Raw genomic sequence first — 25,859 nt, forward strand, 5'->3', positions numbered from 1 at the left:
GCGCAACGCTCCAATCTCGCCACGGGTGCCCTCGATCGAACTCGAAATTAGAGGTCTCGCCGGGGGCAGCGACTTACTGAAGCACATCGCGACCCTCTAATCCATCGTTCCGACCAGTTTCGCCATGTTCCGGACGAGTTCCTCAATCGCTTCGTCGAACAGGCGGTTCTTCCTTTCGTCGCCAAGATCGGGAACGATCAGCGAGAGCTGGCGCAGCTTCTCCGCGCTTCCGAAATCCGGCAGCTTGCCCGGGTGCGCGGACTGATATGCCTGAAGGAAGCGCTCCTGCTCGGCCGGGCTGAAATGGCAGACACGGAAGATCGTCGCGAGATGACGCGCCGGCAGCGGGGTGGAATAGGCCGGGCTTGTCACCTGCGTCACAAAGCTGCGATGCTTGCCAAGTGCTACGGCGAGCCGCTGACGGGTTCCCGACGGCCGATTGTCGATGATCTGCGCCAGGATCGTCTTGTAGGCGATGATGGCATCTTCAACTGTCGCGCGCGACATCATTTCATCTCCGCCACGGCCCTGCCGTCCGAGTACATGCCGCCGATTGTGGATCTTATGTCCGCCAAGCGATTGGGCGTCACTGAGAAGTGGCGAAGGCCCGCAGTCATGAGCGCCGGTATATGCTGCGGGTCGGAGGCCATCTCGCCGCAGATCCCGATCGGTTTCTTCATCGTCTCGGCAAGCACCACAGCCTGCGCGATTACCCTGCAAACCGCCGGCGTAGCGGCGTCGTAAAGGGCGGCGACGCTTTGATCGTCCCTTGCGGCCGCCGCAAGATATTGCGCCAGATCGTTTGTCCCGAAGGAAAAGAAGTCCGACCGCGAAAAACGATCGAGCATCAGCGCCGCCGCCGGGACCTCCACCATCATGCCGATCTCCGGCATGCGCGTTTGCACCCCCTTCCTTCCAAGCGTGGTCGACTCCTCTTCGAAGATCACCCGCATCGCATCGAGTTCCTCCGGCACCGTAATCATTGGCAGGAGAACGCCGAGATTGCCGTGCGCCGCTGCCCGCAACAGGGCGCGCGCCTGCAGACGGGCTATTTCCGGAAGCGCTAGAAGCAGCCGGATGCCTCTTCGTCCCAGGAACGCTTCGCTCTCCTTCGCCCCAACGCCCAACTCCATCTTGTCGCCGCCGAGATCCAACATGCGCACAATCACCGGCGCGTCACCTGCCCAGTCCAGCGCCTGCCTATAGATGTCGTAATGTCTTTCCTGATCGAAGACATTGCCCAAAAACTCCGTCCGCATCAGACCGATGCCCGCGACGTACGAGGGATTGATGGATTTGAGCTCAGACGGATCATTGACGATCGCCGACAGGCGGATCGCAATCCCGTCGAAGGTCTCGATCACGCCGCCGGTTCGCGACGGAGCAGATGGCCTTGCCTCGGCTGTTCTCGACCGCACCTCGAGAATCTGCTGATCTTCAGGCGCGACAACCACGCGGCCGCCAGTCGCATCGACGAGCAAGCGCGCACCGGCGGCGACTTCGAACCGCCCCGTTGACACCAGCATGGGCACCGAACGGCTGCGGGCGAGCATTGCCACATGGCTGGAAACGCTGCCTTCGAAGAGGACGATGCCACCGCCGGCGGTCCAGTCATGTTGAAGGAAGAGGCTGGGCTCAAGATCCTTGCCGACAAAAACCGAACCAGGGGCGAAGTCCTCCAGAGTACGGCCTGTCAAGGCGCTGAGGACGCGATTGCGGATGTCGACGATGTCGACGGCGCGGGCGCGGAGTTGCTCATCGGGTGCTTCCTCGATACCCGCGATATATTCATTGAGCGCCCCGACCCAGGCGAGTGCGGCGCCATCACCGGCGACGATCCGGTCCTCGGCCATTTCGACGAGAGCCGGATCGAGCAGCATCTCGATCTGGAAATCGAGAATGCCGGCGCTCTCCTCGTCCGAGCGATCGGCGAGAGCCCCCAACTCCGCGTGGGCGGTGGCGACGGCCTGCCGTAGCTTTTCGCCCTCCGCGGCCACGCTGTCGCCGGGCACAAGCGCCTCCGCCGTAACATCGGCGGCGAGGTGGACGGGCCCGACCCCCACACCAGGAGAGGCGGAGACCCCCATGATTTCAAGCGCTTCGGCCATGCTTCTTTTCTTCATCGAAGTCGCGCTGGACGAGCGCCTTGAGGGCATGGATCGCTTCTGCCGCGCGTAAGCCTCGGGCTCGGATTTTCATGATCGAGCCCCTGCGAATCCTCGCCCCCATGATCTTGACGATGCTCTTGCCGTTCAGCCAAACGTGGCTGTCGTTGACATCAATCTCAATCGTGCAGGGAAACGACTTCGCGAGTCTCGTGAAAGTGACCGACGGGCGGGCATGCAGTCCGAAGCCGTGCGTCACTTCGATCTCTGCCTGGCAGTAACCGTGCGGATCGACTGCCTCCGTCGCTTCCCATCGCGGCATCTTGTCTATCACGGTGACAGTTCCTCCGCGGTCGCCACGACGCGGGCGAGAGCTGCTCCGCCCGATGCTTCGGCCGCGGCTATTACCGCTCCCTCGACCAGTGGCGCATTGCAGATGATCACCCTGCCGGAGCGCGACTCTCCAAGCATTTCAATCGCCATTTCGCTGTTCGTCTCCGCCCCGCCGAGGTCGACGAAGACGGCGATCCCCGCATCCGACCAGGCCCTTTCGATCGCGGCCAAGATGCCGGCGGCATGCGTGCCGAGCCCACCCTCCGCATTGCCGCCGGACCAAGCGAGGGGCACGCAGTCACCAACCATCTGACGAACCATGTCGGCCGTCCCTTGCGCGACAAGCGGCGAATGCGACACGATAACGATGCCGACATTTGCAGATTTCGGGTTCATGCCGGACATTGCTCCTCCAGGAAACGACAGATCGCCGCAGTCAGCAGCGAACAACTCTTCGCGCCCGGATCGACATGTCCGACCGACCGGTCGCCAAGAAAGGCGGCGCGCCCGCGCATCGCCTTCATGCCTGAAGTCAGGCTTGCCGCCCGTTCCGCTTGCTCTGAGATGCCTGCCAATCCCGCGCGCCTTACCACTTCGGCATGCACTGGGTAAAGCACATCGAGCAGCGTCTTGTCGCCGGGGCTTGCCCGCCCCCGACGGGCGACGGCATCGATTGCATGCTCAAGCGCGCGTGCAAAGTCGATCTGTCCGGTCGCGCCGGCCAACTGACGGCCGATCTCGATCAGCAGCGTCCCATAGAGCGGACCGGCCGCGCCGCCGACGCTCATGACGAGCGTGAGGCCGGTCTCCTCCAGTGCTTTCGGCAACGGAAGCTGCACGAGTCGGTTTCGCTCGGCATAAACCGCCTCCAAGCCGCGACGCATGTTGGTGCCGTGATCTCCGTCGCCGATCGCCCTGTCGAGTTCCGACAGATGATCGGCATTGGCGGCAATCACCTCGCGACAGGCCTCGATCAACCCGCCTATGAGCGCTGCGTTTGCCGACACCACGGACACCTTTTTCCAACCCTCCCCGATCATACTCGCGATCGGTCGCCATCGTTAGAGCATGTGCTTAACGAAGCCCTGCTGCGACTTCGAAGACCGCGGCCACCGCCATGGCGCCCGGGTCCGGTACGCCGTCGAGATCCCGTTCACCGACGTAGGAAGCGCGGCCCGCCTTCGCCTTCTTCATCGCCCGAGTCGCGTCGGCGCCGGCGCGCGCTGCGGAAGCCGCCGCGACAAGACCTCCCGCTTTAAGGGCGCGCAGCGCCGGGTCCAGCGCATCCACCATCGTGCGGTCGCCGACGGTCGCTCCGCCATAGAAGGTCATCCGTTCGAGGCCCGCCAAGAGCGCGCCCGCCATGTCTTTCGTCTCCGAATAGGCCTTGGCGGCGGCGGTGAAGAAGATCGACAGGAGCACGCCGCTCGAGCCACCCATGCTGGTGCTGAGAATGCTGCCGATCGACGAGAACGTGGCGGCGATGTCCTTCAGCGGCAGCTTTTCGATCTGCGCCAGAACGCTGCGCGAACCGGTCGCGACGGTCGAGCCGGTATCGCCATCGCCAGCTCGGGAGTCGAGGTGGTTGAGCTCCGCTTCGAGCGAGAGCAGATGATCGCAGATCGCCGCGATCAGCCGATCGGCGGAGGGATCGTGACTCGCCGCCACCGACTGAGTGGCGGGCACGGCAATCACCGGCAGAACGGAAACATCATGCCGATCGACGGCGGGTATCCAGGCATGCGGGCCGACGACCGATTTCAAGGCTGCCTCGCGTTCGCCATCAAGCCGGATCAGCGAAAGTGAAAAGCCATTCATGTTGAGCGCCGTCATCATCGGCGCCGGGCCTATCGTCAGCTTCACGCGCGCGGCGAGTGACGAGGAAAGGACCGTGTGGGCGATCAATCCCATCTCGATCGGCGGCACGGCACCGAGATTGTTGATGAGAAGCGCATAGCCGCCATGGCCCGGCAAAGCGCCGGAAAGCCGCTCGGACATGGTGGCAACAATGCTGCGTACCTCCTGCAGAACGATCCGTTCGGCGCCGGGTTCGCCGTGGATTCCGAGCCCCAGTTCTCCCTCGTCCGTCTCGAGCCGCTCCACATAGGCCTGGCCCGGAATGGAGCAGGAGGAGAGCGACACGCCCAGCGAAACGATGTCGCGCGCGGCCGAGCGGGCGGCAGCGGCAACGGTCTCGAGATCCGCATCCTGCTCGGCCAGGTGCCCGGCAATCTTGTGGACGAAGATCGTGCCGGCGACGCCGCGCGGCTGGGCAACATCCGGAAGCGCGATGTCGTCGGCAACGATCACCATCTCGACACGAAAGCCTTCGGCACGCGCCTTCTCCGCCGCCAATCCGAAATTGAGGCGATCGCCGGTGTAATTCTTGACGATCAGCAGGCAGCCTTTCGGGCCGGTCACCGCCCGGATCGCAGTCAACACCGCGTCAACGCTCGGCGATGCGAAGATCTCGCCGGAAACCGCCGCGGTCAGCATGCCTTTGCCGACAAAGCCCGCATGCGACGGTTCATGGCCGGCGCCGCCTCCCGATACGACCGCGACCTTCGCTTTGTGCCAGTCACGGCGCAGGACAACCTTGATGTCGGGATAAGTGTCGAGGCGCGCGAGGCTCCCGGCCGGCGCCGTCTGCAGCAGGCCGTCGAGCGCTTCGGTGACGATGTTTTCCCTGCGGTTGAAAAAGTGCTTCATCGTGTTCATCCAATTACCTTGTCGATGAGTCGCGTGTCGCATGCGACACGCTTTAGGTCTTTGTTCTTATGCGTGTCGTTGCCCCAAACCCGCTGCACACTTTTGGGCGACATGAGCATCAGCGCAGGCGCTCGCCGTCCGATCCGAAATAAAGGGGTTGTCTCAGCGTGAGATTGATCCGTTCGCCCGGTTTGATGGAGAGATAGGGATCGGCAAGCGTCACGAGCTTGTGCCCCTTAACCCGGATGTGCAGGTGGTTCTGGTCGCCGAGGTGCTCGACCCAGTCCACTTCGGCATTGCCCTGAGCGCTGGTCGCGATCTCCAGATGTTCGGTCCGCGCGCCGATCGTCAGCGCGCCGGAAGGCGCAGTGGCGCCGGGCAGGAGGTCTATGGGAAGCAGATTTATGTGCGGCTGGCCGAGGCGCGCCGCGACATGCAGATTGGCCGGGTCCGCATAGATCTCCCGCGGCGTGCCGATCTGTACGAGACGCCCTTCGGACAGAATGCCGATGCGATCCGCCATCGTCATTGCCTCGACCTGGTCATGGGTCACGTAGAGCAGCGTCGAGCCCAGCTCCTTTTGGATCCGCTTCAGTTCCAGCCGAAGCTCCGCCCTGAGCTTCGCGTCGAGTGAAGACAGCGGTTCATCCATGAGATAGATCGCCGGGCGGCGCACCAGCGCGCGGCCTATCGCAACGCGCTGCATCTCGCCGCCCGAAAGCCGCGTGGCGCGGTTTTGGAGCTTGTGCTCGATCCGAACCATGCGTGCCACCTCGCGCACGCGGCGGTCGATCTCTACGGCGCCGAGCCGCCGTGCCGGCGAGCGCAGCGGAAAGGCGAGGTTGTTGTAGACGCTCAGATGCGGATAGAGCGAATATTGCTGAAAGACGAAGGCTACGTTCCGCTCGGCCGGCGACTGCCGGCCAACATCGTGACCGGCGATCGCCACCCGCCCGCAATCCGGTCTTTCGAGGCCGGCGATCAGACGCAAAGTCGTCGTCTTGCCGGCACCGGTCGGCCCGAGGAGGACCACGAATTCCCCGTCCCCAATGGTCAGCGTCAGATCGTCGACCGCCACCGTGTCGCCGAAGGTCTTGCCGATACCGTGAAGAACGACCTCAGCCATGGCGTGCCTCCGTATAGAGGGATGAGGCGATCGCCCTGCCGGAAGCGCAGTCGAAGACAGCGAGCCTATCCGGGTTGAATTCGAGCCCGACGGTCTCGCCGACCCTGAAGCTGCGGTCGGCCGAAACGCGCGCCTTGACGATGCCGGCGGCGGTCTCCACGGCGACGATCTGGTTGGTGCCGAGATATTCGCTGCCATAGATGGCGCCGCGAATGGGGGATCGATCGCTGAAGCGAATATGTTCCGGGCGGACGCCGAGCGCCATTTCGCCCGGCGCCACGTCCTCCCCCACCTCCGGCACGGCGACTTCGAAACCCTCAAGGAAGATCGACTGTGTCCCCCTCTTGAGCCCGGAATGGAAGCGCATGAAATTCATGGGCGGCGAGCCGATGAAATCGGCGACATACATCGAGGCGGGACGATTGTAGATTTCCTTTGGCGTGCCGAACTGTTCGATAACCCCGTGGTTCATCACGGCGATCTTGTCGGCCATCGCCATGGCTTCGTGCTGATCGTGGGTCACGTAGACCGTCGTCGCATGGATGCGATTGTGCAGTTCGCGCAACTCTTGGACCATCACCTCGCGGAATTCCGCGTCGAGCGTGCCGAGCGGCTCGTCCATCAGGAAACATTTCGGTCGCCGGACGATCGCTCGACCGAGCGCGACGCGCTGCCGGTCGCCGCCAGCCAGGCCCGAAACGGACCGGTCGAGGATGTGATCGATCCTCAGGAGCTTCGCGGTCTCCTCGACGCGGGCGCGGATTTCCGGCTTCGGCACGCCCTGCGACAGGAGCGGGAAACCGATGTTCCGACGCACATTCATATGCGGATAAAGCGCGAAGAGCTGGAAGACGAAAGCGATGTCGCGGGCGCTCGCCCGGTTGAAGGTGACGTCCTCGCCATCGAGATAAATCCTGCCGCTGGTAGGCAGCTCGAGCCCGGCGATCATCCTGAGCGTCGTCGTCTTACCGCAGCCCGATGGTCCGAGCAGCGCCAGAAACTCGCCGTCCTCGACCGTGAAACTCGAATCCTCGACGGCGACAAAATCACCGAACTGCTTGCGGAGGTTTACGATCTTGATCTCGGACATCGTTTACTCCGGCAATTTCGAGACGATGATGAACATGACGGTTCCAATCAACAGCACGGCCAGCGAATAGGTGTAGAGCGCCAGCAGGAACGGCTGAAACAGCATCAGGAACCCCGCGGCGATCAGCACCGTCGCGATGTTTTCCATCGGGCCGCGCCGCAGGAAGAACGGGCGCTTGTGCCGAAGTGCACGGGTGAATTCTTGCGGGTTCCTCATTTACGTACCGCTCCGAAGGTGATGCCGCGCAGCAACTGCTTGCGCAGAATGATGGTGAAGACGAGGATCGGCACGAGAAAGATCGTCGTGCCGGCGGCGACGGCCGGCCAATCCTGCCCGCCCTCGCCGATGATCGTCGGTATGAACGGCGGCGCGGTCTGCGCCGAGCCCGAAGTGAGCAGCACCGCGAAGGCATATTCGTTCCAGGCGAAGATCAGGCAGAAGATAGCGGTCGCCGCGATGCCGGTCGTCGCCTGCGGCAGGACGACCTTCCAGAAAGCCTGTAGCCGGGTGTAGCCATCGATCATCGCCGCCTCCTCGTATTCGCGCGGGATCTCGTCGATGAAGCCCTTGAGGAGCCAGACGGCGAGCGAGACGTTGACGGCGGTATAGAGCAGGATCATGCCGAGCGCCGTATCGGAAAGGCCGAACTGGCGATACATGAGGTAGATCGGGATCGCGACCGCGATCGGCGGCATCATCCTCGTCGAGAGAATGAAGAACAGGAGATCGTCGGCGAGCGGCACGCGGAACCTGGAGAAACCATAGGCCGCAAGCGTTCCAAGCGAGACGGCGAGGAAGGTCGAGCCGAAAGCGATCACTAGCGAATTGCCGAAGCGTGGCCAATAGTTCGAGGGGCCTGCGATGACCATGTTGCGGTTGCGGGTGATCTCGTCGCAGGTGCCGGTCGGGGCGGGAAGCGACTGGATATAGTCCGGCGTCTGCCGCGTGCGCGTCGTGAAAAGATTGCAATAGCCCTCGAGCGTCGGGGTGAAAACGATCTTCGGCGGATAGCTGATCGAATCCGGCGGCGACTTTACGCTGGTCAGGAAGATCCAGGCGAGCGGGATCATCGTCACCAGCGCATAGAGGATGACGATCGCGCCGGCGATGCGCTTCACCCTCGGCGTCGGCTCGACCACTGAATGGGCGGTGGTGTTGACCGAACTCATCGCTGTTTCACCTTGTTGAGCGCTTTGACGTAGATGTTGGCGAGGCTGAACACCGCGACGAAAAGAATGATCGCGAAGGCGGAGGACCGTCCGGTGAGCCAGCTTTCGAAGGCCTCGCGCTTCAGCGTGATCGACGCGACCTCGGTGGTCGAGCCGGGTCCGCCGCCCGTCAGCAGCATCACCATGTCGAACATCTTGAAATTCTCAATGCCGCGGAAGAGCACTGCGAGCATGATGAAGGGCAGAGCCATCGGCACGGTGATCGACCAGAACTGCCGCCAGGCGGAAGCGCGATCGACCTCCGCTGCTTCATAGATGTAGTCCGGGATGGATCTGAGGCCGGCGAGGCAGATCAGCATGACGTACGGCGTCCACATCCAGGTATCGACGATGATGATCGCCCACGGTGCCAGGCTCACCGAACCGAGCATCTCGAAGGATGATGGCGGAATGCCCGTGAAGAACGAGACGATATAATTGAAGAGGCCGATCTGCGGCTGGTAGAGGAACCGCCAGAAATTGCCGACGACCGCCGGAGACAGCATCATCGGAATGAGGATGACCGTCGTCCAGAAGGCGTGGCTGCGGAACTTGCGGTCGATCAGATAGGCGAGCGCGAAGCCGATGACCGTCTGCAACAGGATCGTCCAGAAGACGAAGTGCGCCGTCGTCTGCATGGCGATCCAGATGTCCGGGTCGTTCAGCACTCGCTGGTAGTTGCGTAAGCCCACACCCTCGACCTCGGCGTTGGGGCGGTTCGCGCGGAAGTTCGTGAACGACAGATAGACCGCCCAGATCAGCGGGAAGATATTGATCGCAAGCAGCAAGGCGATTGTCGGCGTTATAAAGAGCCAGGCGATGGCGCGGTCCGAAAGGCCGCGCACTCGAACCGCGATCGTCGTCGGCGTGGTGCGGGCAGCCATGTCGGCGGATCGCTCCGCAATGGTGGAAGGGGCATCGGTCACGGATGTCACCTGAATTCAACAAGGATAGATTCGAAGCCGACGGCCCGGACTTTGCAGCCGGGCCGTGTTCGCGAGGAGCCTAGAGCTTGCCTTCGTCCTCGAAGATTTCCTTCCAGTCCTTGACCAGTGCGTCGAGCGCTTCCTGGGCGGTGCCCTGATCAGCCACGACATAGTCGTGAAGCCGCTTCTGCATCGCCTGCAGCAGGATTGCGTAGGACGGCTCCTGCCAGAAGTCCTGCACCTGGTTCATCGCCACGAGGAAGTCAGCGGCGAAGGGCTGGCTGTCCTTGAAAGAAGGGTCGTTTAGGACCGCATTATGTACGGCATAGCCGCCGAGCGCCCACCATTTCTTCTGCACTTCGGGCTGGGCGAACCATTTGAGGTAGGCGAGCGCGCCGTCCATGTTGTCGGTATTGGCGACGACGGAGATGCCCTGTCCGCCGAGCGTCGAGGCGGCCACCTTCTGCTTGGGGTTGACGAAGAACCCGATCTTGTCGCCGCCGACTTTCTCGTCCTTGTGGAGCCCGGGGAAGAAGGCGAACCAGTTCATCGCCATCGCCACCTGACCGGACTTGAAGGCATCGAGCCCCTCACCCATGTAGCTGTCGGTATAGCCCGGCGGCTGGCAGCACTTGTAGAGAGCCTTGTAGGCCTCCAGTCCTGCTACTGAATCGGACGAGTTGACGGCGCCGTCCATGTCGTATTTGCCGGGCGTCTGCTCATATTTGAAGCCGTAAGGATAAAGGGCCGAGGTCGCGCCCATGGTGACGCCCTCGGAGGCGCGCTCGGTAAAGATCGCGGCACCATAGACCTTCTGGCCATCGATTTCGCGACCGGTGAAGAATTCAGCGACCTGCTTCAACTCATCCCAGGTCTGCGGCGGGCCGAGATCGCGACCATATTTCTGCTTGAATTCGGCCTGCAATTCCGGCTTGGTGAACCAGTCCTTGCGATAGAACCAACCGTTGGCGTCGCCCATGGCCGGCAGCGCCCAATAGTTCGGCGTGCCTTTCGGCCAGGTGGAATAGGCATTGACCGCGGCTTCGGCGAAGTCGCCCATCTTGATTCCTTCCTTTTCGAAGAAATCGTTGAGCTTGACGTAGTAGCCGTTTTCGGCGGAACCGCCGATCCATTGGCTGTCGCCGATCAGGAGATCGCAGAGTCTGCCGCCCGAATTGAGCTCGTTGAGAATGCGGTCGGCGAAGTTCGGCCACGGCACGAACTCGAACTTCATCGTGGTGCCAGTCGCTGCGGTAAAATCTTTGGAGAGCTCGACCAGCGCATTCGCCGGATCCCAAGCTGCCCAGCACAGCGTCAATTCGTCGGCCTTCGCCATTCCCGGTATCGCCGTCGACAGCACGAGTGCCGACGATATGCCCATAAGGGCCTTCGTCATCTTCCGCATGTATTCCTCCCAGATACAGAACCGACCGACGCCGGCCTCGGAAATTCTCCCTTGCTCACATGCCCAAGCCACACTCCCCTCATGTTGAGCAATATGTTTAGTAATATACGTTTTACTAAACGCATCAAGTGCAATTCGTCGCTGCAACGCAGCATGCCAGGAGGAGAGGGCCAGGAGGGAGAACGTGCCAACGCTCCCGGTCAGCCTTTGTTGTGGCTCACGAAGACCGTGCTATGCGTCGCTGACGTTCGATAAGTGCCAATAGGCGGCCTTGCCCGCCTCTTCGGCATCTCCCGAGATGCCGCGTCGTTCAGAGTTCTTGTGGAATGCTGGACGTCGCTGCCGCCGAACAGTCGGATCGGGGCGGTCGCGCAGGTCCTCGCGTTCAAGCAACATGAAGACCACAACTGAGATCGGAGTCAGTCGACCGACAGAACCCGATACAGCATCGCTCAAGCTGGAGGAATGCTCCTGGTTACGGCGCCGGCGCGAGAGTCCAGTGGCCGGACACGACCGCAAATGCGAACGGCTGGCGAGCCGTTTGGTTCCGAGATTTCCGCCACTGGTCGGAAGCCGCCAATCGCCTAATTGGCAGACTTGCCCTCGGCGATCTTTTCTTGAGCTTCCGCGCGGTCGGCCCGGTCGGATTCCAGTGCTTCCTGCCCTTCGGCCGCGCTGGGACTGTAGTGCAGTTCCGCCAGAACTGGGAAGTGATCTGAACCGATGCCGCGCAGGCGCTGCAGGCGGACAAGCGTGTAGGAGGCGTCGTGGAAAATATGGTCCAGAGGCCACCTGAACAGGGGGTATCGGGCATGGAAGGTGCTGAACATGCCGCGCCCGCGCCGCGGATCGAGAGTGCCGCTGATGCGCTGGAAAAGACGTGTGGTGTGGGACCATGCGACGTCGTTGAGATCACCCGCAACGATTGCTGGTCGGTTCTGCGCCTTCACCTGCCTGGCTACGATCAGGATTTCGGCGTCCCGCTCCTCGGTGTCGGTTCGCGGCTCCGGCGGTCGCGGGTGCACGCCGAAGAACTCGATCCACTTGCCGGATCGCAAGCGCACGGAAGCGCGGACTGAGGGCACGTCCTCATCCACCAGGAATCTCACTTTGGGCGAAGCCAGTTCCAGTTTGGAAAAGAAATGCATGCCGTAGTGGTTTTCTTGCGGCTGCTTGAGCGAATGCGGATAATCGCCATTCAGGTCGCTCAACTGCTCGTCCCACCAGGCATCGGTTTCCACGGCCAGGATGATATCCGGTCGGGTTTTCTGCACGAGAGCCAGTAGTCTGTGGGCGTCCCGGTTCTCCATCAAGACATTCGCGATCAGGAGGCGGATCGAGCTTGCCGGATCTGCATTGTTAGGGGCCTTCGCAACCTCCCGAGGCGCCACGATCGTATATGGAAATATCCGGAAACCCTGGTAGCCGAGGGCGCCTGCGAGAGTGATCAGGAAAATGGCGTCCCATGTGCCTTCCGCTCTATAGAGGAACAGGTACACGCATAGCACAAGGGCGATCGCGACCGCGATCTGCAGGCGCGGAAAGTCTGCAGCGCGAATCCACCACCTCGCGCTATTCACGAGCGACAGTAACGTCAAGACAATGAGCAGGCATCCGGAAGCGACGAAAATGGATTTCATCTCTCTTGAGAATCCCCCCGTAGGGCGCTCCAGGTTGAACGGATCATAAGCTTAGCACCGCTTGAATGCGGGAGCCTAAGACAATTCGGCTGGCTTGCTCTCCTCGTCTTCCTGCCCCTGCGGCACGTCGCGTCATTCCAGGAATTCCCCTCAGGCCGACAGGCCTGCAACGTGATCGGCGAACCAGCCTTGACAGTAACAAGAAGCGGAACCGCAATCAGCCCACTATCCCCACAGCCAAACCTTCGGCATTACGCATTCAGTTTTCATTAAGTCGCATCTCGGGGGTCTTCTCCACGAGCGCACGCAGGTTCATCATGTCGTTGGTCTTCGATCGTTCCTTCGAATCAGGTTGGTGTCAGCAACCCGACCCTTTGCGCCAACAGCGGCCGTAGCGAGCGAACGGCGGAGCGGGTGGTCATCGATGTTCTCCGGTAAGCATCCGTATGATGAAGTTTATCGTTCGCCAAAGGCCGAGCTTTATTTCCCGTTGGAGACCAGCAGTTAGAAGCCACTGCGGGGCAGATCGTCTTCGGGCCTGCCAACACCCCACACAAATTTATAAACCTAGGTCCGGGCCGCCTGGAGACGACAGATCTCCATATCACAGGCAGATTTGAGCAAGAGGACCTTGAATAGCGATTGCTCCTCCGGCCGATCGCGACAGGTGGGAATCAAGATCGACCCAGTCCAGTCACTCCCGCACGCTTCGCGGACGACCGCTGTGCGACCCATATCGGTCGTCGAGGAACAGCCCCGGTTACTCGAAAGCGGACATCGATAGCGGTCGCGTAACAAACGCGTCCCGAGCCCAAGGTGCCGTTGCGTGACCTTCGCATCACACCGTCCTCTAACGCCAGCAGGTCACTCGTGCGGAAGGGGTCCCCGATAAGGCCTGCTTGCTCCCCTTGGAACATAAAGAGAAGGGGCGAATGAACCGCCCCGGTCTCATCGGTAGTAACAGCGCATGAGCGCTAGTTTTTCAGGCGGGCTTGAGGGCTGGCTCCAGGCCAACGGCGCCGGCTAACCCGCCGATATCCTTGATCTCGGTGTATTCGTAATAGGGATTGGCGGGCTCATGGCCGCGGTTGACCCAGACCTTGCTCTTGATGCCCAGGTCATAGGCGGTCATCAGGTCGTAGCGGAAGGATGAGGACACATGAGTAATGTCTTCGGGCCCGCAGCCGAGCTTGTCGAGCATGTATTCGAAACCCTTCATCAGAGGTTTGTATGCCCCGACTTCTTCTGCCGTGATTACCATATGGATGGGCGCTCCCAGCTTTTCCACGTTCGACATGATCAGGCTGTTCATGGAATTCGACAGGATGACCAGCGGAATTTCCTTGGCCACCCTGGACAGGCCAGCCGGGACGTCCGGGTGCGGACCCCAGGTTGGCACTTCGTCATAGATGCGTTGCGCGTCTTCGGGTTTGAACGGGATACCGATGCGTTTGCAGCTGCGTGAGACGGAATTGTGCACCACTTGAAGGAAAGGTTTCCATGGCCCTAGCACCTCGTCAAGGCGATAGCCTCTAAAAGCCTCGACGAAGCCGGCCATCGCTTCTGGGGAGAGACGCTCTCCGTAGACGCGTCGCGCAGCGCCGGCCATATCGAAATTGGTGAGCGTGCCGTAGCAGTCGAAGGTGACGTACTTCGGTCGAAATTGAGTCATGACGGTATTCCTTCCAATTTTCGCGGCACGGTGTGCCTATACAAGGTCATCGTAGCGGGCATGCGGCCTGTCTAAAGAGGTCGCGGTGCCGACAGACCGCAACGCGGCAGCGGCCCAGTTACCTTTGAGAATCCGTATGTGATCATTTCCTTTGCCTTTCTTGATATCGGGCCAATCCACCCAGGCGGAGCACTCCAACTTGCTTGCTGCATTCCGGCCAGTGGGAGCACAAAAGCATAACTTTGTGGCGATGGCAACTTATTGTCCAACGATTTTGGATCGTCATTCGTCCTGCCACTTTCCGACAGCTTGAGTACGTCGCTATTCGACTAACATAAAATTGCTCAAATATTCAGCTAGATGCCCAGGATTTCCCGCGCTGCCGTCCACCGTCAGCGGCAGAAAAGACCAGCCTCAACGACAAGAAATCTCCGCCAGAATAATAAATTGTTGTACAAAAATTGGAATGTGAGATACTGAGGCCATCGAGCTGCCCATTCTCGAGGCAGGATCTGAATGAGTTGAAGATGGGTCACAAGCATCAGTGCGGGCCAGCCTGCGTCCGTGAGCTTTCCGAAGCGTGCCATCCCGTGGGCGCTGCGGAAGCCGAAGATATTGCCGAACGGCTATATGGCGCGCGTGGCCGAGCCACGCGCTTTGAAACCGAGAAAGACGACACGTTCCTCCTCAACTGCGCGGCCCGGGGGAAGTTCGTGCTAAAGATCGCTCATCCTTCCGAGCGGATGGAGGAGCTCGATTTCCAGGTCGCGCTGATGCGTCATCTCGAGCAGCGGGCCCCTGATCTACCCATCCCCCGTGCACTTCGCGACGTTGACGGCGCGGATTTGCCCATAGTCACTACCAGTGCCGGCGAGCGGCGGGTGGTGCGGCTCATCACCTTCCTCCCCGGTACTCCGCTCGACCGGACATCTGCCACAGCCCCACAGCGCGAACGGATCGGCGAAATCCTGGCAAAGCTGCGTCATTCTATGGCCGATTTCTCGCATCCCGCAGACGTCCGGGCGGTGGCATGGGACGTCACCCATCTGCTCGATCTCACCGATCTGTTGAGGTTCATCCCCGGGGGCGGCAAGCGGGCCTGGACCGTCCGCGCGCTTGAGCGGTTTGCCGAAATCAAGGCGAGGCTCGACCTGTGCCGGCGGCAGGTGCTCCACAACGACTTCAATACGTCGAACCTGGTCGTCGATCACGCCAGCCCGCAGTTCCTGACCGGCGTCATCGACTTCGGCGATGCGGTCCGTACCGCCATCGCCGTCGATGTCTCCACGGCGCTGATGAATCAGATGCCAAAAACTTTCGACCATGGGAACCGGCGTGACCTGTTCGACGAACCGCGCGACGTTCTGCGCGGCTATCTCCGCCACGCCGAACTGACGGACGAGGAACTCCGGCTCATCCCCTTCCTGTCGATGGGCCGCCTTGCGGTCCGTGCGCTTCTAACGTGCTGGCGCGCCGAAATCTTCCCCGAGAATAGCCGCTATATCCTGCGCAATACCGAAGCCGGCTGGGCCCACCTCGAGTGGTTCCACTCGATTTCGACCGCACAGATTTCCGATCTTCTGACACGATAGGAACCGTAATGTCCAAGCAAGCGACTATCCTGCCCAAGGGCTTCCGTGGCGACATGCCAAATGGCTTCAATCCTCAGGACACGTCTCATCTCACAAGTGAAGATCTGGCGCATATCGCCAGACGGCAAAGGCTGCTCGGGCCCGCTTATCGGCTCTTCTACAAGTCGCCAGTTGAGGTCTCCCGCGCCAAGGGCGTCTTCCTCTATGACAGGCACGGCAACGAATATCTCGACGCCTACAACAACGTGGTATCGCTGGGTCACTCTCATCCGCGCGTCGTCGAGGCGATCCAGAAGCAGCTCGAGTTACTCTGCACCCACACGCGTTACATGCAGGAGCCCCTGCTGGACTATGCCGAAGCCCTGATCAATACGTTCGGTGGCGAACTCGGCCGGACCGGATGCGCGATGTTCACATGCACCGGCTCGGAAGCCAACGATCTCGCCTTGCGTATCGCGCGTTACCACACACGCAAGACCGGCGTCATCGTCACGGCCGAAGCCTATCACGGCAACAGCGGCGCGGTAGCGGCAATCTCGCCGTCGCTCGGCAAGAAGTCGGCTCTGGATCCCTATGTCCGCACGGTCGCCGCGCCTGATTCCTACCGCCTGCCCGTCGAGGAAATCGGCCGGCGGATGGCAGAGGATGTCGCGCGGCAGATCGCCGACATGGAGCGGCATGGCGGCGGCCTAGCGGCCTTCATCGCCGACTCCGTCTTCTCCTCCGATGGTCTCTACGTCGATCCGACGGACGTATTGGCGCCGGTGGCGGAAGTGGTTCGCAAGGCAGGCGGCCTTTTCATCGCCGACGAGGTGCAATCCGGATTCGGGCGGACCGGCACTCATTTTTGGGGTCACTCCCGTCACAAGGTCGATCCGGACATCGTAACAATGGGCAAGCCCATGGGCAACGGCTATCCCGTTGCCGGCGTCGTCCTGCGGCCCGAACTCGTTGCCGAATTCGGATCCAGCATGCGCTACTTCAACACGTTTGGCGGCAACTCCGTCGCTATCGCCGCCGCAAGGGCCGTGCTCGACACGATCCTCGAAGAGAGCCTGATGGACAACGCCGCCAAGGTCGGCGGCGAAATCCTCGACGGCCTTCGGGACCTACAGAAGGAATATGAATTCGTCGGCGATGTTCGCGGGGCCGGCCTCTATTTCGCTGTCGAACTCGTTACGGATAGGAACCGGAAAACGCCGGACATGGACCGTGCGCTTGCAGCCGTCAATGCCTTGCGCGACCGGCGCATCCTCATTTCCGCGACGGGAGCGGACGCGCACATCCTGAAGATTAGGCCCCCACTCATCTTCACATCGGCCAACGCGGCGCGTCTGCTCGAGGGCGTCGACGAGGCGCTTCGGTCCGTGCAGATCTAGGACCCGCCACCATGCAGCCGGGCCGCACAATATCATCACCCTTGCCCTACGCCGCCGCATGTGGCGTAGGTATGCAAAACAAATCAACGAGCAAAGCCAAAGCCATGCCGACGCTGCACGCCAAGAATCAAGCCGAAGATCTTGAGATGAATGTCGAGCCCTTGCCCGCTAGCGCGGTGGAAATCCTGACCCACGCCTTGCGACGGCGCATCTTGTCGGGAGATTTCCAACCGGGCGAGTTCCTTCGCGACGTGAAGATGTGCGAGGAGCATTCGACCTCGCGGCACACATTCCGTACAGCAGCCCAGGTGCTCGTCACGCAGGGCCTGCTGCGTCAGATACCGAACAGAGGCTTTGTGGTGCCTGAATTCGGGCCCGACGATATTGTCGATATCACACGCGTGCGCGGCGCCATCGAAGGCGAGGCCATTCGTCTGATTGTGCTGACCGGCGTCATCCCATCTCAGGCGCTGGAGGCGGTCGAGGTTATGCACAGGTCGACTCTATCCTCCGACAGATCCCTGCTAGTTGGTGCGGACCGTGACTTCCACCGCGCGATCATCGCCGCTAGCGGCAGCGCTCGGCTGAAGCGAACCTATTCAGACCTCGAGGGCGAGATCGAGCTTCTCCTCGCACAGCGGCAGGATTTCTACGCCACTGCCGAAGAAATGGCGGAAGAACACGAGCGGCTCATCAACAGCTTGAGAAGCCGCCACTACGATACGGCGCGAGAGGCGTTCCAGGAGCACTGGGAAGATCTCCAGATCAAATTGCTCGATCAACGCTGACCAGCGCTCCCATAACATGCCAGGCGGCGCTGAGGATGCCGGTGCCCCGGTTCGACGCGGAGCAAGCACCATCTCGGGTGCTTCCTCTCGGCTCCGCCAGAGCCTGCTTTTCGGCGGAGTCGCGGCGTCGACGCCAATCGCATGGCGCCGAAGGCGCAGTAACGGCCGCTGCCAGCCAATTTGAGCGAATAACGCCACGGAGAAGTTTGATGCGTGAATATTCCATCGCAACCATACCCGCCGACGGCATCGGACCTGAGGTGATCGCCGCCGGCCGGACGGTTCTTGCGCACCTCGAGAAGCAACTCGGCGACGTAAAATTCACCGTCGAAAATTTCGACTGGGGATCTGACTACTACAAGAAACATGGTGTGATGATGCCGTCGGATGGGCTGGAGCAGCTCAAGAAATTCGACGCGATCTATTTCGGCGCGGTAGGAGCGCCGGATGTTCCGGACCATATCACCCTTTGGGGGCTCAGATTGCCGATCTGCCAGGGCTTCGACCAGTACGCCAATGTCCGGCCAACCAAGATCCTGCCTGGCATCACTTCCCCGCTGCGCAAGTGCGGTGCCGGCGACCTCGACTGGGTGATCGTGCGTGAGAACTCCGAAGGCGAATATTCTGGCCATGGCGGCCGCGCCCACCGCGGCCTGCCCGAAGAGGTCGGCACCGAGGTGGCCATCTTCACCCGCGTCGGCGTCTCCCGCATCATGCGCTACGCCTTCAGGTTGGCCCAATCCCGCCCGCGCAAGTTGCTCACGGTCGTCACGAAATCGAATGCCCAGCGCCATGGCATGGTCATGTGGGACGAGATCGCTGCTGAGGTGGCGGAGGAATTTCCCGAGGTGACGTGGGACAAGATGCTGGTCGATGCCATGACGGTCAGGATGACGCTCAAGCCGCAGAGCCTCGATACCATCGTGGCAACCAACCTGCACGCCGACATTCTCTCTGACCTTGCTGGCGCGCTTGCCGGTAGCCTAGGGGTTGCACCGACGGCGAACATCGATCCGGAGCGCCGCTTTCCCTCGATGTTCGAGCCGATCCACGGCTCCGCCTTCGACATTACCGGCAAAGGCATCGCTAACCCGGTTGCCGCCTTCTGGACTGCTGCCCAGATGCTCGACCACCTCGGCGAGCAGGAGGCTTCGGCCCGCCTCATGCGCGCTGTCGCGCGGGTGACCGGCGCCGGGATCCTTACCCCTGACGTGGGCGGTTCCGCCACTACCCGGGAGGTTACCGAGGCCGTCTGCGACGCGATCCACTCCTCTAACGTCTAGCGACACGTGGCAGACTATGATCTGGGACGATCAGAAAGCACGGAAGGCATTGCGCCGGACCTTTGACGCTGCTGTCGGCGGGACCCCGCGTTGATCGTCCCGCGGCATCTGCGGCCCCGGCGAAAGGCAGATGTGTCGTGATCGGCGCCGGAAAGGCATCCGGCGGCAGCCCTTCGGGTGCTCGAGTAAGGGGAAGAAACGCCGAAGGCCTTGGAGCCGCCAGCAGAAGCACGTGTCGTGGCGGCGCCCGCTCTGGCGCTTGCAGCCGCTGGCGAAGCTCCGACGAGCCTTGGGATGAAGCCGCTCATCCTCGGCGACGCGCTCGAAGGCGAAGCGCGCAAAGTGGGTAAGGTCATGGGCGGAATGGCACTATCGTCGCGGTCCTGGGGCCTGCCTGTAGGCGGCCCGGCTGTCCTGCTCTCCGGAGGCGAAACGACGGTATCAATCGGGCCCGGTCCAACCGGCAAAGGTGGACGTGACACCGAGCTCCTATTGAGCTTGGCGCTCGCCTTGAAGGCGCGCGACGGAATATGGGGGATCGCAGGTGATAGCGATGGTAACGATGGCGTGCCGCGGGCGCTCTCGTGGCACCAAACACACTCGCGCGCATGAACAAGTGCGGTTTTGATCCGAAGGAGATGCTCGCGCGCCACGATAGTTATACGGCGTTCAGGCCATCGGGATCTCGTGGTCACCGGCCCAACTCTCACCAACATCAACGCCATCCTCATCAGCGGGAGCTAGCCAATGAAACTTGATCGGATCGACGTCAAGATACTTAACGCATTGCAGAAGAATGGCCGAATGACGAATGTCGAGCTTTCGGAAATGGTCGATCTCTCGCCAAGTCCCTGTTTGCTGCGCGTGAAAAAGCTGCAGGCGGAGGGCTATATCGAGGGCTATTCTGCGCAGATCAATATCGGAAAACTGGGCCAGACGTTGACGGTGTTCACCGAAATCACGCTGAAGAACCACCGTCAATTCGACTTCGCGAGATTTCTTACTGCGATCGAGAAGGTCGATCAGGTCATCGAGTGCCATCTGGTTTCGGGAGGCTACGATTATCTCGTAAAATTCGTTACCGCCGGAATCGAAGAGTATCAGACGCTGATGGAGCGGCTCCTCGATTCGGAAATCGGCATTGACAAGTACTTCAGCTTCGTCGTGCTGAAATCGCCCCTGGTCAAAGCGCATTTGCCGCTGACAAGCCTGTTCCAGCAGTAAACTCGTAGAAGACCTCGATGCGGGCGGTGTGGCGGCCGTGCGGCGTTGATGAGCAGCCGGCATCTCGTGCCGGTAGATTGATGAGAGACGACAACCGAAGGACCGGCGGGGTGTAGAATAGATGCACCCGCCATTTCAAGCGGCGGAAGCGGGGAATTGCAACATCTTCTTCTCCCTCATTCGATTGCCGTAGAGATCGCGTGCCGCCTCCGCCATCTGAAAGTTGATCAGCGTGCCATGGCAGTCGAAGGTGATGTATTTCGGGCTTCGTCAGGGAAACCGGCTTCGCTGTCCTGTTTTGGTCACCATGACCGGGACATCGCCGAGAGCATATCGGCACGAGTACTAGATCTCGAGAACAAAAGGCCAGATGAAGCGGCTCATTAGACCGCCACGAGCGGCTACAACAGCTTGAACTGCTCCCAGTGGTATTGCAATGCGGTTAAGGCAAGCAGCTTCGGAAGATAGAACAATGATCACTTGTGGGTCGGGACCCGACCTCCGCCGCGAGGCGTCCGAAATTCGGCTTACGACCGATCGTGTTCAAAAAGTCGGCTTGAAACAGTCCTGAAGCACTAATTCAGTCTTCTTATCGGTCCTGTTGTTTGGCTTTCAAGCAAGCTCTAGCCCAGTCGGCGTATTAAACTCTGCCTCACCCACCGACGCGACATTGATCTGGCCATTCTGGTTGATAACGAAGCTCTCTGGCAGTATGCAAGCGAAAGAGATGTGTGGCGCGACCATATCGTCGTTCGTGTGATAAGGTTGGACAGATGCAGGCCCGTCAGCTCGAAGTCTTTTGTATGCTCATGCGGTGCGGGACAGTGACGAGCGCGGCCTCTATGCTCAACATCTCGCAACCTGCTCTCAGCCAAATCCTTCTCCACGCCGAAGACCAGCTCGGTTTCAAGCTCTTCAGCCGCGTCCGCGGCAAACTCGTGCCGACAAGGGAGGCCGAGGAGCTCTATCCAGAATGTGAGCGGATTTTTGCCGAGCTTGGTGCGCTTCGAAGGCGGACAACGGATATGCGCTTTGGTCGCACCGGCCTGATCCGGATCGCTGCTTCGGCGCCACCCGCCATGTCGATCGTTCCGAAGGCACTTCTCGCGTTCCGCGCCGCGCATCCCGATGTCGTGGTGCGATGCCTGATCGCACCACTCACAAACATCGTCGACATGATCCAGAACGGCGATGCACCGCTGGGTGTCGTGATGAACGACGGAGCGAGGCCGGGTATCGAGGTGGAAACGCTCGGCCATGCCGATCTGGTCTGTGTCGTGCCGGAGAGCCACCGGCTGTCGGAGAGCGCTGAGATCGGCTTCGCCGATCTGCAGAACGAGACGCTGATTTCCTATCGTGCCGGCACGCTTCCTGGGCGCCTTCTTCTAAGCGCTGCGGCAGCCGAAAAGCAGATGTTCAATCCCGCTATCGAGATCGATATATCGATCACGGCTCTCCCCTTCGTCCGCGATGGCTTCGGCGTTGCGATCGTTGACGGACTGCTTCCATGGGAACAGTTTCCCGGCCTAGTGCGCCGGCCCTTGAAGCAGCGCACCACCGTTCCGATTGCGCTGCTGACGAGCAGGGATCGGCCCCTGACAGGTAGCCACCGCGACATGCGCGACAATCTTCGCGATGCCTTTGCCGCCGTGCTGGATGCAGATGGACACGTGGCCTGAACCTGATTCTCGGGATTGACTGCCGCGTCAGGCGTCCCGTGTCCACGCCGCGACCGGCAAGGGGCGCACGGGCGCTTGGTCGCGAAATCGCCCCGCCTCTGCGGGATCGATCGCTGCGGATTCGGCAATGATTTCTGCGGCCGCAAGCTGGCAACAGCGTCCCTGGCACCGGCCCATGCCCACCCGGGCAAGCGATTTCACGCGATTGGCGTCCGCCCCTCCCAGCGTAACGCCCTCCCTCAGTTGCGCTGCGGTCACACTTTCACACCGACACACTATCGTTTCATCGTCGAGCTGCCGGATCATCTGCGCCGGCCAGGGAAAGGCCCGAGTCATGGCCCGCGCGAAACGTTCGTAGCGGGCCAAATGGCGAAGATCTTCCGTGCTGTCCGCTCGGGTCAATCTCATGTCCGAAAGGCAGGCGTTTGCCGCGAGGCGACCTGCCAATTCGGCCCCGTCGGCTCCAAGGATACGAAGGCCGTCCCCAGCAAGGTATACGTTGTCGCCCGCACGCCCCATGCGGTCGGCGCGCGGTAGCCATTGCGCCCAATCGCGATCGTAATCGAACTGGCAGCCTGCCAAGGCGGCCAGCTGTGTCTCGGCCCGAAGGTGCCAGCCTAAGCCGACCATGTCGCAGGCGGTTCTGTAAGACTTGCCGCCCGCGTCGCTCCATCGAAGACTGACGGGCCCGCTGTCATCCGAATCGATGCCGGTGATGGTAACCCCGGCCCGATAGAGCCGACCAAGATTTGCTCGCATGACCAGTCCGCGCAAGACGAGCGCCGGCCGGCTCATCATCCCCGGGAGGCCGGCAAGTTGATTCCGCATTCCGGACGTATCGAGAACGGCAGCCACGCCCGCGCCGGCCTTGAGGAGTTGGTAGGCCACAAGCGTCAGAAGGGGTCCAGACCCTGCAAGGACGATGTTCTTGCCGAGCGCCACACCCTGCGCCTTCAGAGCGATCTGGGTCGCACCGAGACTATAGACACCGGGCGCTTGCCAGCCGGGAACGGGCGCCACGCGATCCATCGCACCCATCGCGAGGATCAGCCGGTCGTAGCCGATTTCACGGCGGCCCATCGGCGTGAGCACATAAAGTACCCGTCCGGCACAGGAGAGAACGGAGCTCTGCGGCAGGAATTCGATATCGTCTGAGGCCACCATGCCATCGAAAACACCATGCAGGCCAACCGCCTTCCTTGCCTCGGACCCGTAGAGCTCCACGGGCTTGCGCACGAAGCCATCCGGGGGACGGCGATAGATCTGGCCGCCGGCCCGAATGCCTTCATCGATCACCACAGGCTTTAAGCCTGCCGCAACCAGCGTCTCCGCTGCCCGAATGCCGGCAGGACCGGCGCCAACGATGACGATGCGCTCGTTAAGTCCCGTCACGACAGCCATCCTTCGGGCTCCGACGTCATGAGCCGCATTCCTTCGGTGAGAAAGGTAGAGCAGGCCCGGAGACGCGCACCATCCTCCTGCCAGAGCCAGCAATCCTGACAGGCGCCCATGAGACAGAACCCGGCCCGCTTCTCCGGACCGAACTCCGATTGTCTGACTGCAGCCTTGACGGAGAGAACGGCCGTCAGGACCGTATCTCCGGCCAGAGCCTCGCAGTCGACCCCGTCGAGGCGGAACCCGATGCGCGGCCTTCCCAGCTCCGCGAGCCGGACGAGCCGCCCGCCACCCGGGTAGAGCTGTCGCGCCGATGTCATTCTGCCGCCTCCTTCACTATGGGCACAGGCTGAGGCATTTCCCTGAATCGCGCCCTCACTTCGGAGAAGGCTGCCGCCACGCCGGCGGGTCCGGAGCGGCCACACATGCGGCGGAAAATCTCCGTCTTCGTGAAGAAGCGCCAATGGATGGGAAGACCCGCCAGTATATCGGTCAACAGATCGTAGGCGGCGCGCGTCCACCGCGCTTCATAGGTGTCGCGCTCGGGACCATAATGGAACTGACTTGTGGGCTGACGCATCTTCTTCCTGAGCGCCTGCGTCGCCGCTTCGTCGGCCACACCATCCTGGATCACGACGCCATAGTCCCGTTCGGCCGCCTCCTGCGAGACATAACCGCGCGCCACATCCTGGACGACGCGCCAGATTTCGCGCTCGAGCGGATCACCTCGACCGCCGCCACCGGCAGAGCGGATTTCTAGCACGTCGCCGGGCTGCAGGATCGCCGTGTCGATATTGCCGAGCCTGCGATAGTCGTCACGCCCCGGATTGAGCACCATGTCGGAAAGGCCAGCCGCTCGGCCGCCGAGGAAGCCCCAGGGGCGAAAGAGGCTGCGATCACGGTTGCGGGCCGTGATGCGGCTGCCGGGTGAAAAGACGCGGAACGCCATTTCGGTCGCAAGCCCGCCGCGCCAGCGCCCGGCCCCACCGCTATCCTGTGCAAGGCCATACTTGACGAATTCGATCGGGATTTCGGTCTCGGTGATTTCGATCGGCGTGTTCTTCAGATAGGCCGCGTCGGCACCGGAGCCATTCGTGCCGTCGCGATGCGGCATGCCGCCTCCGCCGCCCACAACCGGATTCACAGCGGCGATCACGGTACGTCCCGTCCGTTCGTCCGTCGTCATGACGTTCACGATGCAGTTGTTGCCGGCCGGCGCTGCCGGCAGCTTGTCCGGCACGGCCTGGCAAAAGGCGCCGAAAACGACCGAGCGCAGACGCGCGCATGTCAGCGAGCGCATACCGACGGCGGCGGGGGAGACCGGATTGAGGACGCTGCCTCTCGGCGTGATGCAGGTAAAGGGTCGTGTCAGCCCGGTGTTGAGCAGGATCTTCGGGTTCAGCGTGTAGAGAACGTAGTAGACGCCGACGAGCAAAATCGTGTGCCGAGGATCGCCTCCCGACGGCACATTGAGCGACGAGCCAAGCTGTGGATCCGAGCCGGTGAAATCAAGGATCGCCTCGTCACCCTTGATTGTCAGGGTGAGTTTCAGTCGGCAAGGATTGGCCTCGACGGAGTCCTCGTCGGCATAATCCACGAATTCCCAGGTGCCATCGGGCATTGAGCGGAGCAGCGCGCGGGCCTGGGCCTCGGCATGGTCGAGTAGCATTTCGGTTCCGGCGAGGAAGGCGTCCTTGCCGAACTTGTCGACCATCGCGATGATCTTGCGCTCGCCGGTATTGAGAGCGCCGACCAGCGCCTTGATGTCACCGATATTAAGGTCGGGCTTCCGGACATTGGTCGTGATGATCTTGAGGATGTCCTCGTCAAAGACGCCCTCGTTGACAAGCTTCATCGGCGGGAAGCGAATGCCCTCCTGGTGGACTTCGGTAAGCGCCCGCGACAGCGATGCCGGGACGGCACCCCCCATATCGGTGTTGTGGATGTGTCCACCTGTCCAGGCGATGATCTCGCCGTCGTAGAAGACGGGCTTCCAGAGATGCGTGTCGGGCGCATGGGTCGCCACGTAGCAGGAATAGGGATCGTTGGTGAAGGCAACGTCGCCCGGCTTGTAGCTATCGACCATGTCGATTGCGCGGGTATAGGTGAGGCCCGGGTACCAGGTCGCGCCCAGCCCCATCGGGACGCCGAACGTATCGCCACGATGATTGATCAGCATGACGGTAAAGTCTTCGGTCTCCTTGACGAAGGCCGAATGGGCAGTCCTTTGAAGGGTGTAGGCCATGTTCTCGGCCGCCGCACGGGTGTGGTTGGCGAACACCTGAAGGTTCATAGGGTGGAACAT

23 protein-coding genes and 3 pseudogenes are annotated in these 25,859 nt (G+C 61.5%); 8 read left to right on the forward strand and 18 right to left on the reverse strand.

What is annotated here, in order from left to right; genetic code table 11:
• Positions 1-96: 96 nt before the first annotated feature.
• The 13 genes from SJ05684_RS23435 to SJ05684_RS23495 all read right to left on the reverse strand — a co-directional run bounded on the left by SJ05684_RS23435 (position 97) and on the right by SJ05684_RS23495 (position 12,542).
• Entirely contained in the window at positions 97-507 is a 411-nt protein-coding gene (locus SJ05684_RS23435) for a hypothetical protein (protein ID WP_034858190.1), read from the reverse strand.
• On the reverse strand, positions 507-2,108 hold the full coding sequence (locus SJ05684_RS23440) for a putative PEP-binding protein (protein WP_034858192.1): 1,602 nt from the start codon (positions 2,106-2,108) through the stop codon (positions 507-509). Before SJ05684_RS23440 ends, SJ05684_RS23435 begins: the two co-directional genes overlap by 1 nt.
• On the reverse strand, positions 2,092-2,427 hold the full coding sequence (locus SJ05684_RS23445) for an HPr family phosphocarrier protein (protein WP_050980160.1): 336 nt from the start codon (positions 2,425-2,427) through the stop codon (positions 2,092-2,094). The genes SJ05684_RS23440 and SJ05684_RS23445 overlap by 17 nt, the downstream gene beginning before the upstream one ends.
• A gap of 8 nt (positions 2,428-2,435) precedes the next feature.
• Positions 2,436-2,834, reverse strand: a complete 399-nt coding sequence (gene dhaM, locus SJ05684_RS23450; protein ID WP_034858262.1) for a dihydroxyacetone kinase phosphoryl donor subunit DhaM — start codon at positions 2,832-2,834, stop codon at positions 2,436-2,438.
• Positions 2,831-3,478, reverse strand: coding sequence for a dihydroxyacetone kinase subunit DhaL (dhaL, locus tag SJ05684_RS23455; RefSeq protein ID WP_050980157.1), 648 nt, complete (start codon positions 3,476-3,478; stop codon positions 2,831-2,833). Before dhaL ends, dhaM begins: the two co-directional genes overlap by 4 nt.
• Before the next feature lie 34 nt (positions 3,479-3,512).
• Complete coding sequence (locus SJ05684_RS23460; protein ID WP_034858194.1) at positions 3,513-5,147, reverse strand: dihydroxyacetone kinase subunit DhaK; 1,635 nt, start codon at positions 5,145-5,147, stop codon at positions 3,513-3,515.
• Between the two features lie 118 nt (positions 5,148-5,265).
• A complete protein-coding gene (locus SJ05684_RS23465) occupies positions 5,266-6,273 on the reverse strand; it encodes an ABC transporter ATP-binding protein (RefSeq protein ID WP_034858196.1) in 1,008 nt (335 codons plus the stop codon).
• A complete protein-coding gene (locus SJ05684_RS23470; protein WP_034858197.1) occupies positions 6,266-7,363 on the reverse strand; it encodes an ABC transporter ATP-binding protein in 1,098 nt (365 codons plus the stop codon). The genes SJ05684_RS23465 and SJ05684_RS23470 overlap by 8 nt, the downstream gene beginning before the upstream one ends.
• A 3-nt stretch (positions 7,364-7,366) precedes the next feature.
• Positions 7,367-7,579 (reverse strand): hypothetical protein, encoded by a 213-nt coding sequence (locus tag SJ05684_RS23475; protein WP_034858200.1) that lies wholly within the window; start codon positions 7,577-7,579, stop codon positions 7,367-7,369.
• Positions 7,576-8,532: a carbohydrate ABC transporter permease gene (locus SJ05684_RS23480; RefSeq protein WP_034858202.1), complete on the reverse strand. Its 957-nt coding sequence runs from the start codon at positions 8,530-8,532 to the stop codon at positions 7,576-7,578. Before SJ05684_RS23480 ends, SJ05684_RS23475 begins: the two co-directional genes overlap by 4 nt.
• Positions 8,529-9,455: a carbohydrate ABC transporter permease gene (locus tag SJ05684_RS23485; RefSeq protein WP_085939143.1), complete on the reverse strand. Its 927-nt coding sequence runs from the start codon at positions 9,453-9,455 to the stop codon at positions 8,529-8,531. The genes SJ05684_RS23480 and SJ05684_RS23485 overlap by 4 nt, the downstream gene beginning before the upstream one ends.
• Positions 9,456-9,576: 121 nt before the next feature.
• Complete coding sequence (locus tag SJ05684_RS23490; RefSeq protein ID WP_034858207.1) at positions 9,577-10,902, reverse strand: ABC transporter substrate-binding protein; 1,326 nt, start codon at positions 10,900-10,902, stop codon at positions 9,577-9,579.
• Between the two features lie 584 nt (positions 10,903-11,486).
• On the reverse strand, positions 11,487-12,542 hold the full coding sequence (locus tag SJ05684_RS23495) for an endonuclease/exonuclease/phosphatase family protein (RefSeq protein ID WP_034858209.1): 1,056 nt from the start codon (positions 12,540-12,542) through the stop codon (positions 11,487-11,489).
• 436 nt (positions 12,543-12,978) lie between these two features.
• Here SJ05684_RS23495 and SJ05684_RS30975 point away from each other — a divergent pair.
• Positions 12,979-13,181, forward strand: a pseudogene (locus SJ05684_RS30975) (cupin domain-containing protein); the annotation flags it as partial.
• A 343-nt stretch (positions 13,182-13,524) separates the two neighbouring features.
• Here the strand turns inward: SJ05684_RS30975 and SJ05684_RS23505 are convergent.
• Positions 13,525-14,214: a haloacid dehalogenase type II gene (locus SJ05684_RS23505; protein WP_034858211.1), complete on the reverse strand. Its 690-nt coding sequence runs from the start codon at positions 14,212-14,214 to the stop codon at positions 13,525-13,527.
• Between the two features lie 527 nt (positions 14,215-14,741).
• Here SJ05684_RS23505 and SJ05684_RS23510 point away from each other — a divergent pair.
• The 6 genes and pseudogenes from SJ05684_RS23510 (at position 14,742) to SJ05684_RS23535 (ending at position 20,480) form a co-directional block, all read left to right on the forward strand.
• Positions 14,742-15,806: a phosphotransferase gene (locus SJ05684_RS23510; RefSeq protein WP_034858212.1), complete on the forward strand. Its 1,065-nt coding sequence runs from the start codon at positions 14,742-14,744 to the stop codon at positions 15,804-15,806.
• 8 nt (positions 15,807-15,814) lie between these two features.
• Complete coding sequence (locus tag SJ05684_RS23515) at positions 15,815-17,185, forward strand: aspartate aminotransferase family protein (protein WP_034858215.1); 1,371 nt, start codon at positions 15,815-15,817, stop codon at positions 17,183-17,185.
• A 104-nt stretch (positions 17,186-17,289) separates the two neighbouring features.
• A complete protein-coding gene (locus SJ05684_RS23520; RefSeq protein ID WP_034858217.1) occupies positions 17,290-17,973 on the forward strand; it encodes a GntR family transcriptional regulator in 684 nt (227 codons plus the stop codon).
• A 209-nt stretch (positions 17,974-18,182) separates the two neighbouring features.
• On the forward strand, positions 18,183-19,256 hold the full coding sequence (locus tag SJ05684_RS23525) for a tartrate dehydrogenase (RefSeq protein ID WP_034858219.1): 1,074 nt from the start codon (positions 18,183-18,185) through the stop codon (positions 19,254-19,256).
• 159 nt (positions 19,257-19,415) lie between these two features.
• Positions 19,416-20,000 (forward strand): annotated as a pseudogene (locus tag SJ05684_RS23530) (MOFRL family protein); the annotation flags it as partial.
• Positions 20,001-20,003: 3 nt separating this feature from the next.
• The gene (locus SJ05684_RS23535; RefSeq protein WP_034858221.1) at positions 20,004-20,480 is read left to right on the forward strand and encodes an Lrp/AsnC family transcriptional regulator; all 477 of its coding nucleotides are present in this window, start codon (positions 20,004-20,006) and stop codon (positions 20,478-20,480) included.
• A gap of 153 nt (positions 20,481-20,633) precedes the next feature.
• Here SJ05684_RS23535 and SJ05684_RS23540 read toward each other — a convergent pair.
• A pseudogene (locus SJ05684_RS23540) lies at positions 20,634-20,735 on the reverse strand (haloacid dehalogenase type II); the annotation flags it as partial.
• 518 nt (positions 20,736-21,253) lie between these two features.
• On the opposite strand from SJ05684_RS23540, the gene SJ05684_RS23545 reads away from it, so the two are divergent.
• A complete protein-coding gene (locus SJ05684_RS23545) occupies positions 21,254-22,159 on the forward strand; it encodes a LysR family transcriptional regulator (protein WP_034858222.1) in 906 nt (301 codons plus the stop codon).
• A gap of 27 nt (positions 22,160-22,186) precedes the next feature.
• Here SJ05684_RS23545 and SJ05684_RS23550 read toward each other — a convergent pair whose 3' ends face one another.
• From SJ05684_RS23550 to SJ05684_RS23560, 3 genes are read right to left on the reverse strand one after another with little or no spacing between them, the layout of a single operon-like run.
• Positions 22,187-23,560 carry an FAD/NAD(P)-dependent oxidoreductase gene (locus SJ05684_RS23550; protein ID WP_034858225.1) on the reverse strand — a complete coding sequence of 458 codons (1,374 nt, stop codon included), beginning with the start codon at positions 23,558-23,560 and terminating at the stop codon, positions 22,187-22,189.
• Entirely contained in the window at positions 23,548-23,874 is a 327-nt protein-coding gene (locus SJ05684_RS23555; RefSeq protein WP_034858227.1) for a (2Fe-2S)-binding protein, read from the reverse strand. The genes SJ05684_RS23550 and SJ05684_RS23555 overlap by 13 nt, the downstream gene beginning before the upstream one ends.
• Positions 23,871-25,859, reverse strand: coding sequence for a hydantoinase B/oxoprolinase family protein (locus SJ05684_RS23560; protein ID WP_034858230.1), 1,989 nt, complete (start codon positions 25,857-25,859; stop codon positions 23,871-23,873). The genes SJ05684_RS23555 and SJ05684_RS23560 overlap by 4 nt, the downstream gene beginning before the upstream one ends.

The organism is Sinorhizobium sojae CCBAU 05684, assembly GCF_002288525.1.
Classification (GTDB): domain Bacteria; phylum Pseudomonadota; class Alphaproteobacteria; order Rhizobiales; family Rhizobiaceae; genus Sinorhizobium; species Sinorhizobium sojae.

What these genes read in the sequence shown, in the direction of transcription:
- SJ05684_RS23505 (WP_034858211.1), bottom strand. Translation starts at nt 14,214, where the DNA reads ATGACTCAATTTCGACCGAAGTACGTCACCTTCGACTGCTACGGCACG.
- SJ05684_RS23535 (WP_034858221.1), top strand. Translation starts at nt 20,004, where the DNA reads ATGAAACTTGATCGGATCGACGTCAAGATACTTAACGCATTGCAGAAG.
- SJ05684_RS23495 (WP_034858209.1), bottom strand. Translation starts at nt 12,542, where the DNA reads ATGAAATCCATTTTCGTCGCTTCCGGATGCCTGCTCATTGTCTTGACG.
- SJ05684_RS23490 (WP_034858207.1), bottom strand. Translation starts at nt 10,902, where the DNA reads ATGCGGAAGATGACGAAGGCCCTTATGGGCATATCGTCGGCACTCGTG.
- SJ05684_RS23470 (WP_034858197.1), bottom strand. Translation starts at nt 7,363, where the DNA reads ATGTCCGAGATCAAGATCGTAAACCTCCGCAAGCAGTTCGGTGATTTT.
- SJ05684_RS23560 (WP_034858230.1), bottom strand. Translation starts at nt 25,859, where the DNA reads ATGTTCCACCCTATGAACCTTCAGGTGTTCGCCAACCACACCCGTGCG.
- dhaM (WP_034858262.1), bottom strand. Translation starts at nt 2,834, where the DNA reads ATGAACCCGAAATCTGCAAATGTCGGCATCGTTATCGTGTCGCATTCG.
- SJ05684_RS23545 (WP_034858222.1), top strand. Translation starts at nt 21,254, where the DNA reads ATGCAGGCCCGTCAGCTCGAAGTCTTTTGTATGCTCATGCGGTGCGGG.
- SJ05684_RS23435 (WP_034858190.1), bottom strand. Translation starts at nt 507, where the DNA reads ATGTCGCGCGCGACAGTTGAAGATGCCATCATCGCCTACAAGACGATC.
- SJ05684_RS23445 (WP_050980160.1), bottom strand. Translation starts at nt 2,427, where the DNA reads ATGCCGCGATGGGAAGCGACGGAGGCAGTCGATCCGCACGGTTACTGC.
- SJ05684_RS23440 (WP_034858192.1), bottom strand. Translation starts at nt 2,108, where the DNA reads ATGGCCGAAGCGCTTGAAATCATGGGGGTCTCCGCCTCTCCTGGTGTG.
- SJ05684_RS23480 (WP_034858202.1), bottom strand. Translation starts at nt 8,532, where the DNA reads ATGAGTTCGGTCAACACCACCGCCCATTCAGTGGTCGAGCCGACGCCG.
- SJ05684_RS23485 (WP_085939143.1), bottom strand. Translation starts at nt 9,455, where the DNA reads ATGGCTGCCCGCACCACGCCGACGACGATCGCGGTTCGAGTGCGCGGC.
- SJ05684_RS23520 (WP_034858217.1), top strand. Translation starts at nt 17,290, where the DNA reads ATGCCGACGCTGCACGCCAAGAATCAAGCCGAAGATCTTGAGATGAAT.
- SJ05684_RS23515 (WP_034858215.1), top strand. Translation starts at nt 15,815, where the DNA reads ATGTCCAAGCAAGCGACTATCCTGCCCAAGGGCTTCCGTGGCGACATG.
- SJ05684_RS23525 (WP_034858219.1), top strand. Translation starts at nt 18,183, where the DNA reads ATGCGTGAATATTCCATCGCAACCATACCCGCCGACGGCATCGGACCT.
- SJ05684_RS23555 (WP_034858227.1), bottom strand. Translation starts at nt 23,874, where the DNA reads ATGACATCGGCGCGACAGCTCTACCCGGGTGGCGGGCGGCTCGTCCGG.
- dhaL (WP_050980157.1), bottom strand. Translation starts at nt 3,478, where the DNA reads ATGATCGGGGAGGGTTGGAAAAAGGTGTCCGTGGTGTCGGCAAACGCA.
- SJ05684_RS23460 (WP_034858194.1), bottom strand. Translation starts at nt 5,147, where the DNA reads ATGAAGCACTTTTTCAACCGCAGGGAAAACATCGTCACCGAAGCGCTC.
- SJ05684_RS23475 (WP_034858200.1), bottom strand. Translation starts at nt 7,579, where the DNA reads ATGAGGAACCCGCAAGAATTCACCCGTGCACTTCGGCACAAGCGCCCG.
- SJ05684_RS23465 (WP_034858196.1), bottom strand. Translation starts at nt 6,273, where the DNA reads ATGGCTGAGGTCGTTCTTCACGGTATCGGCAAGACCTTCGGCGACACG.
- SJ05684_RS23550 (WP_034858225.1), bottom strand. Translation starts at nt 23,560, where the DNA reads ATGGCTGTCGTGACGGGACTTAACGAGCGCATCGTCATCGTTGGCGCC.
- SJ05684_RS23510 (WP_034858212.1), top strand. Translation starts at nt 14,742, where the DNA reads ATGGGTCACAAGCATCAGTGCGGGCCAGCCTGCGTCCGTGAGCTTTCC.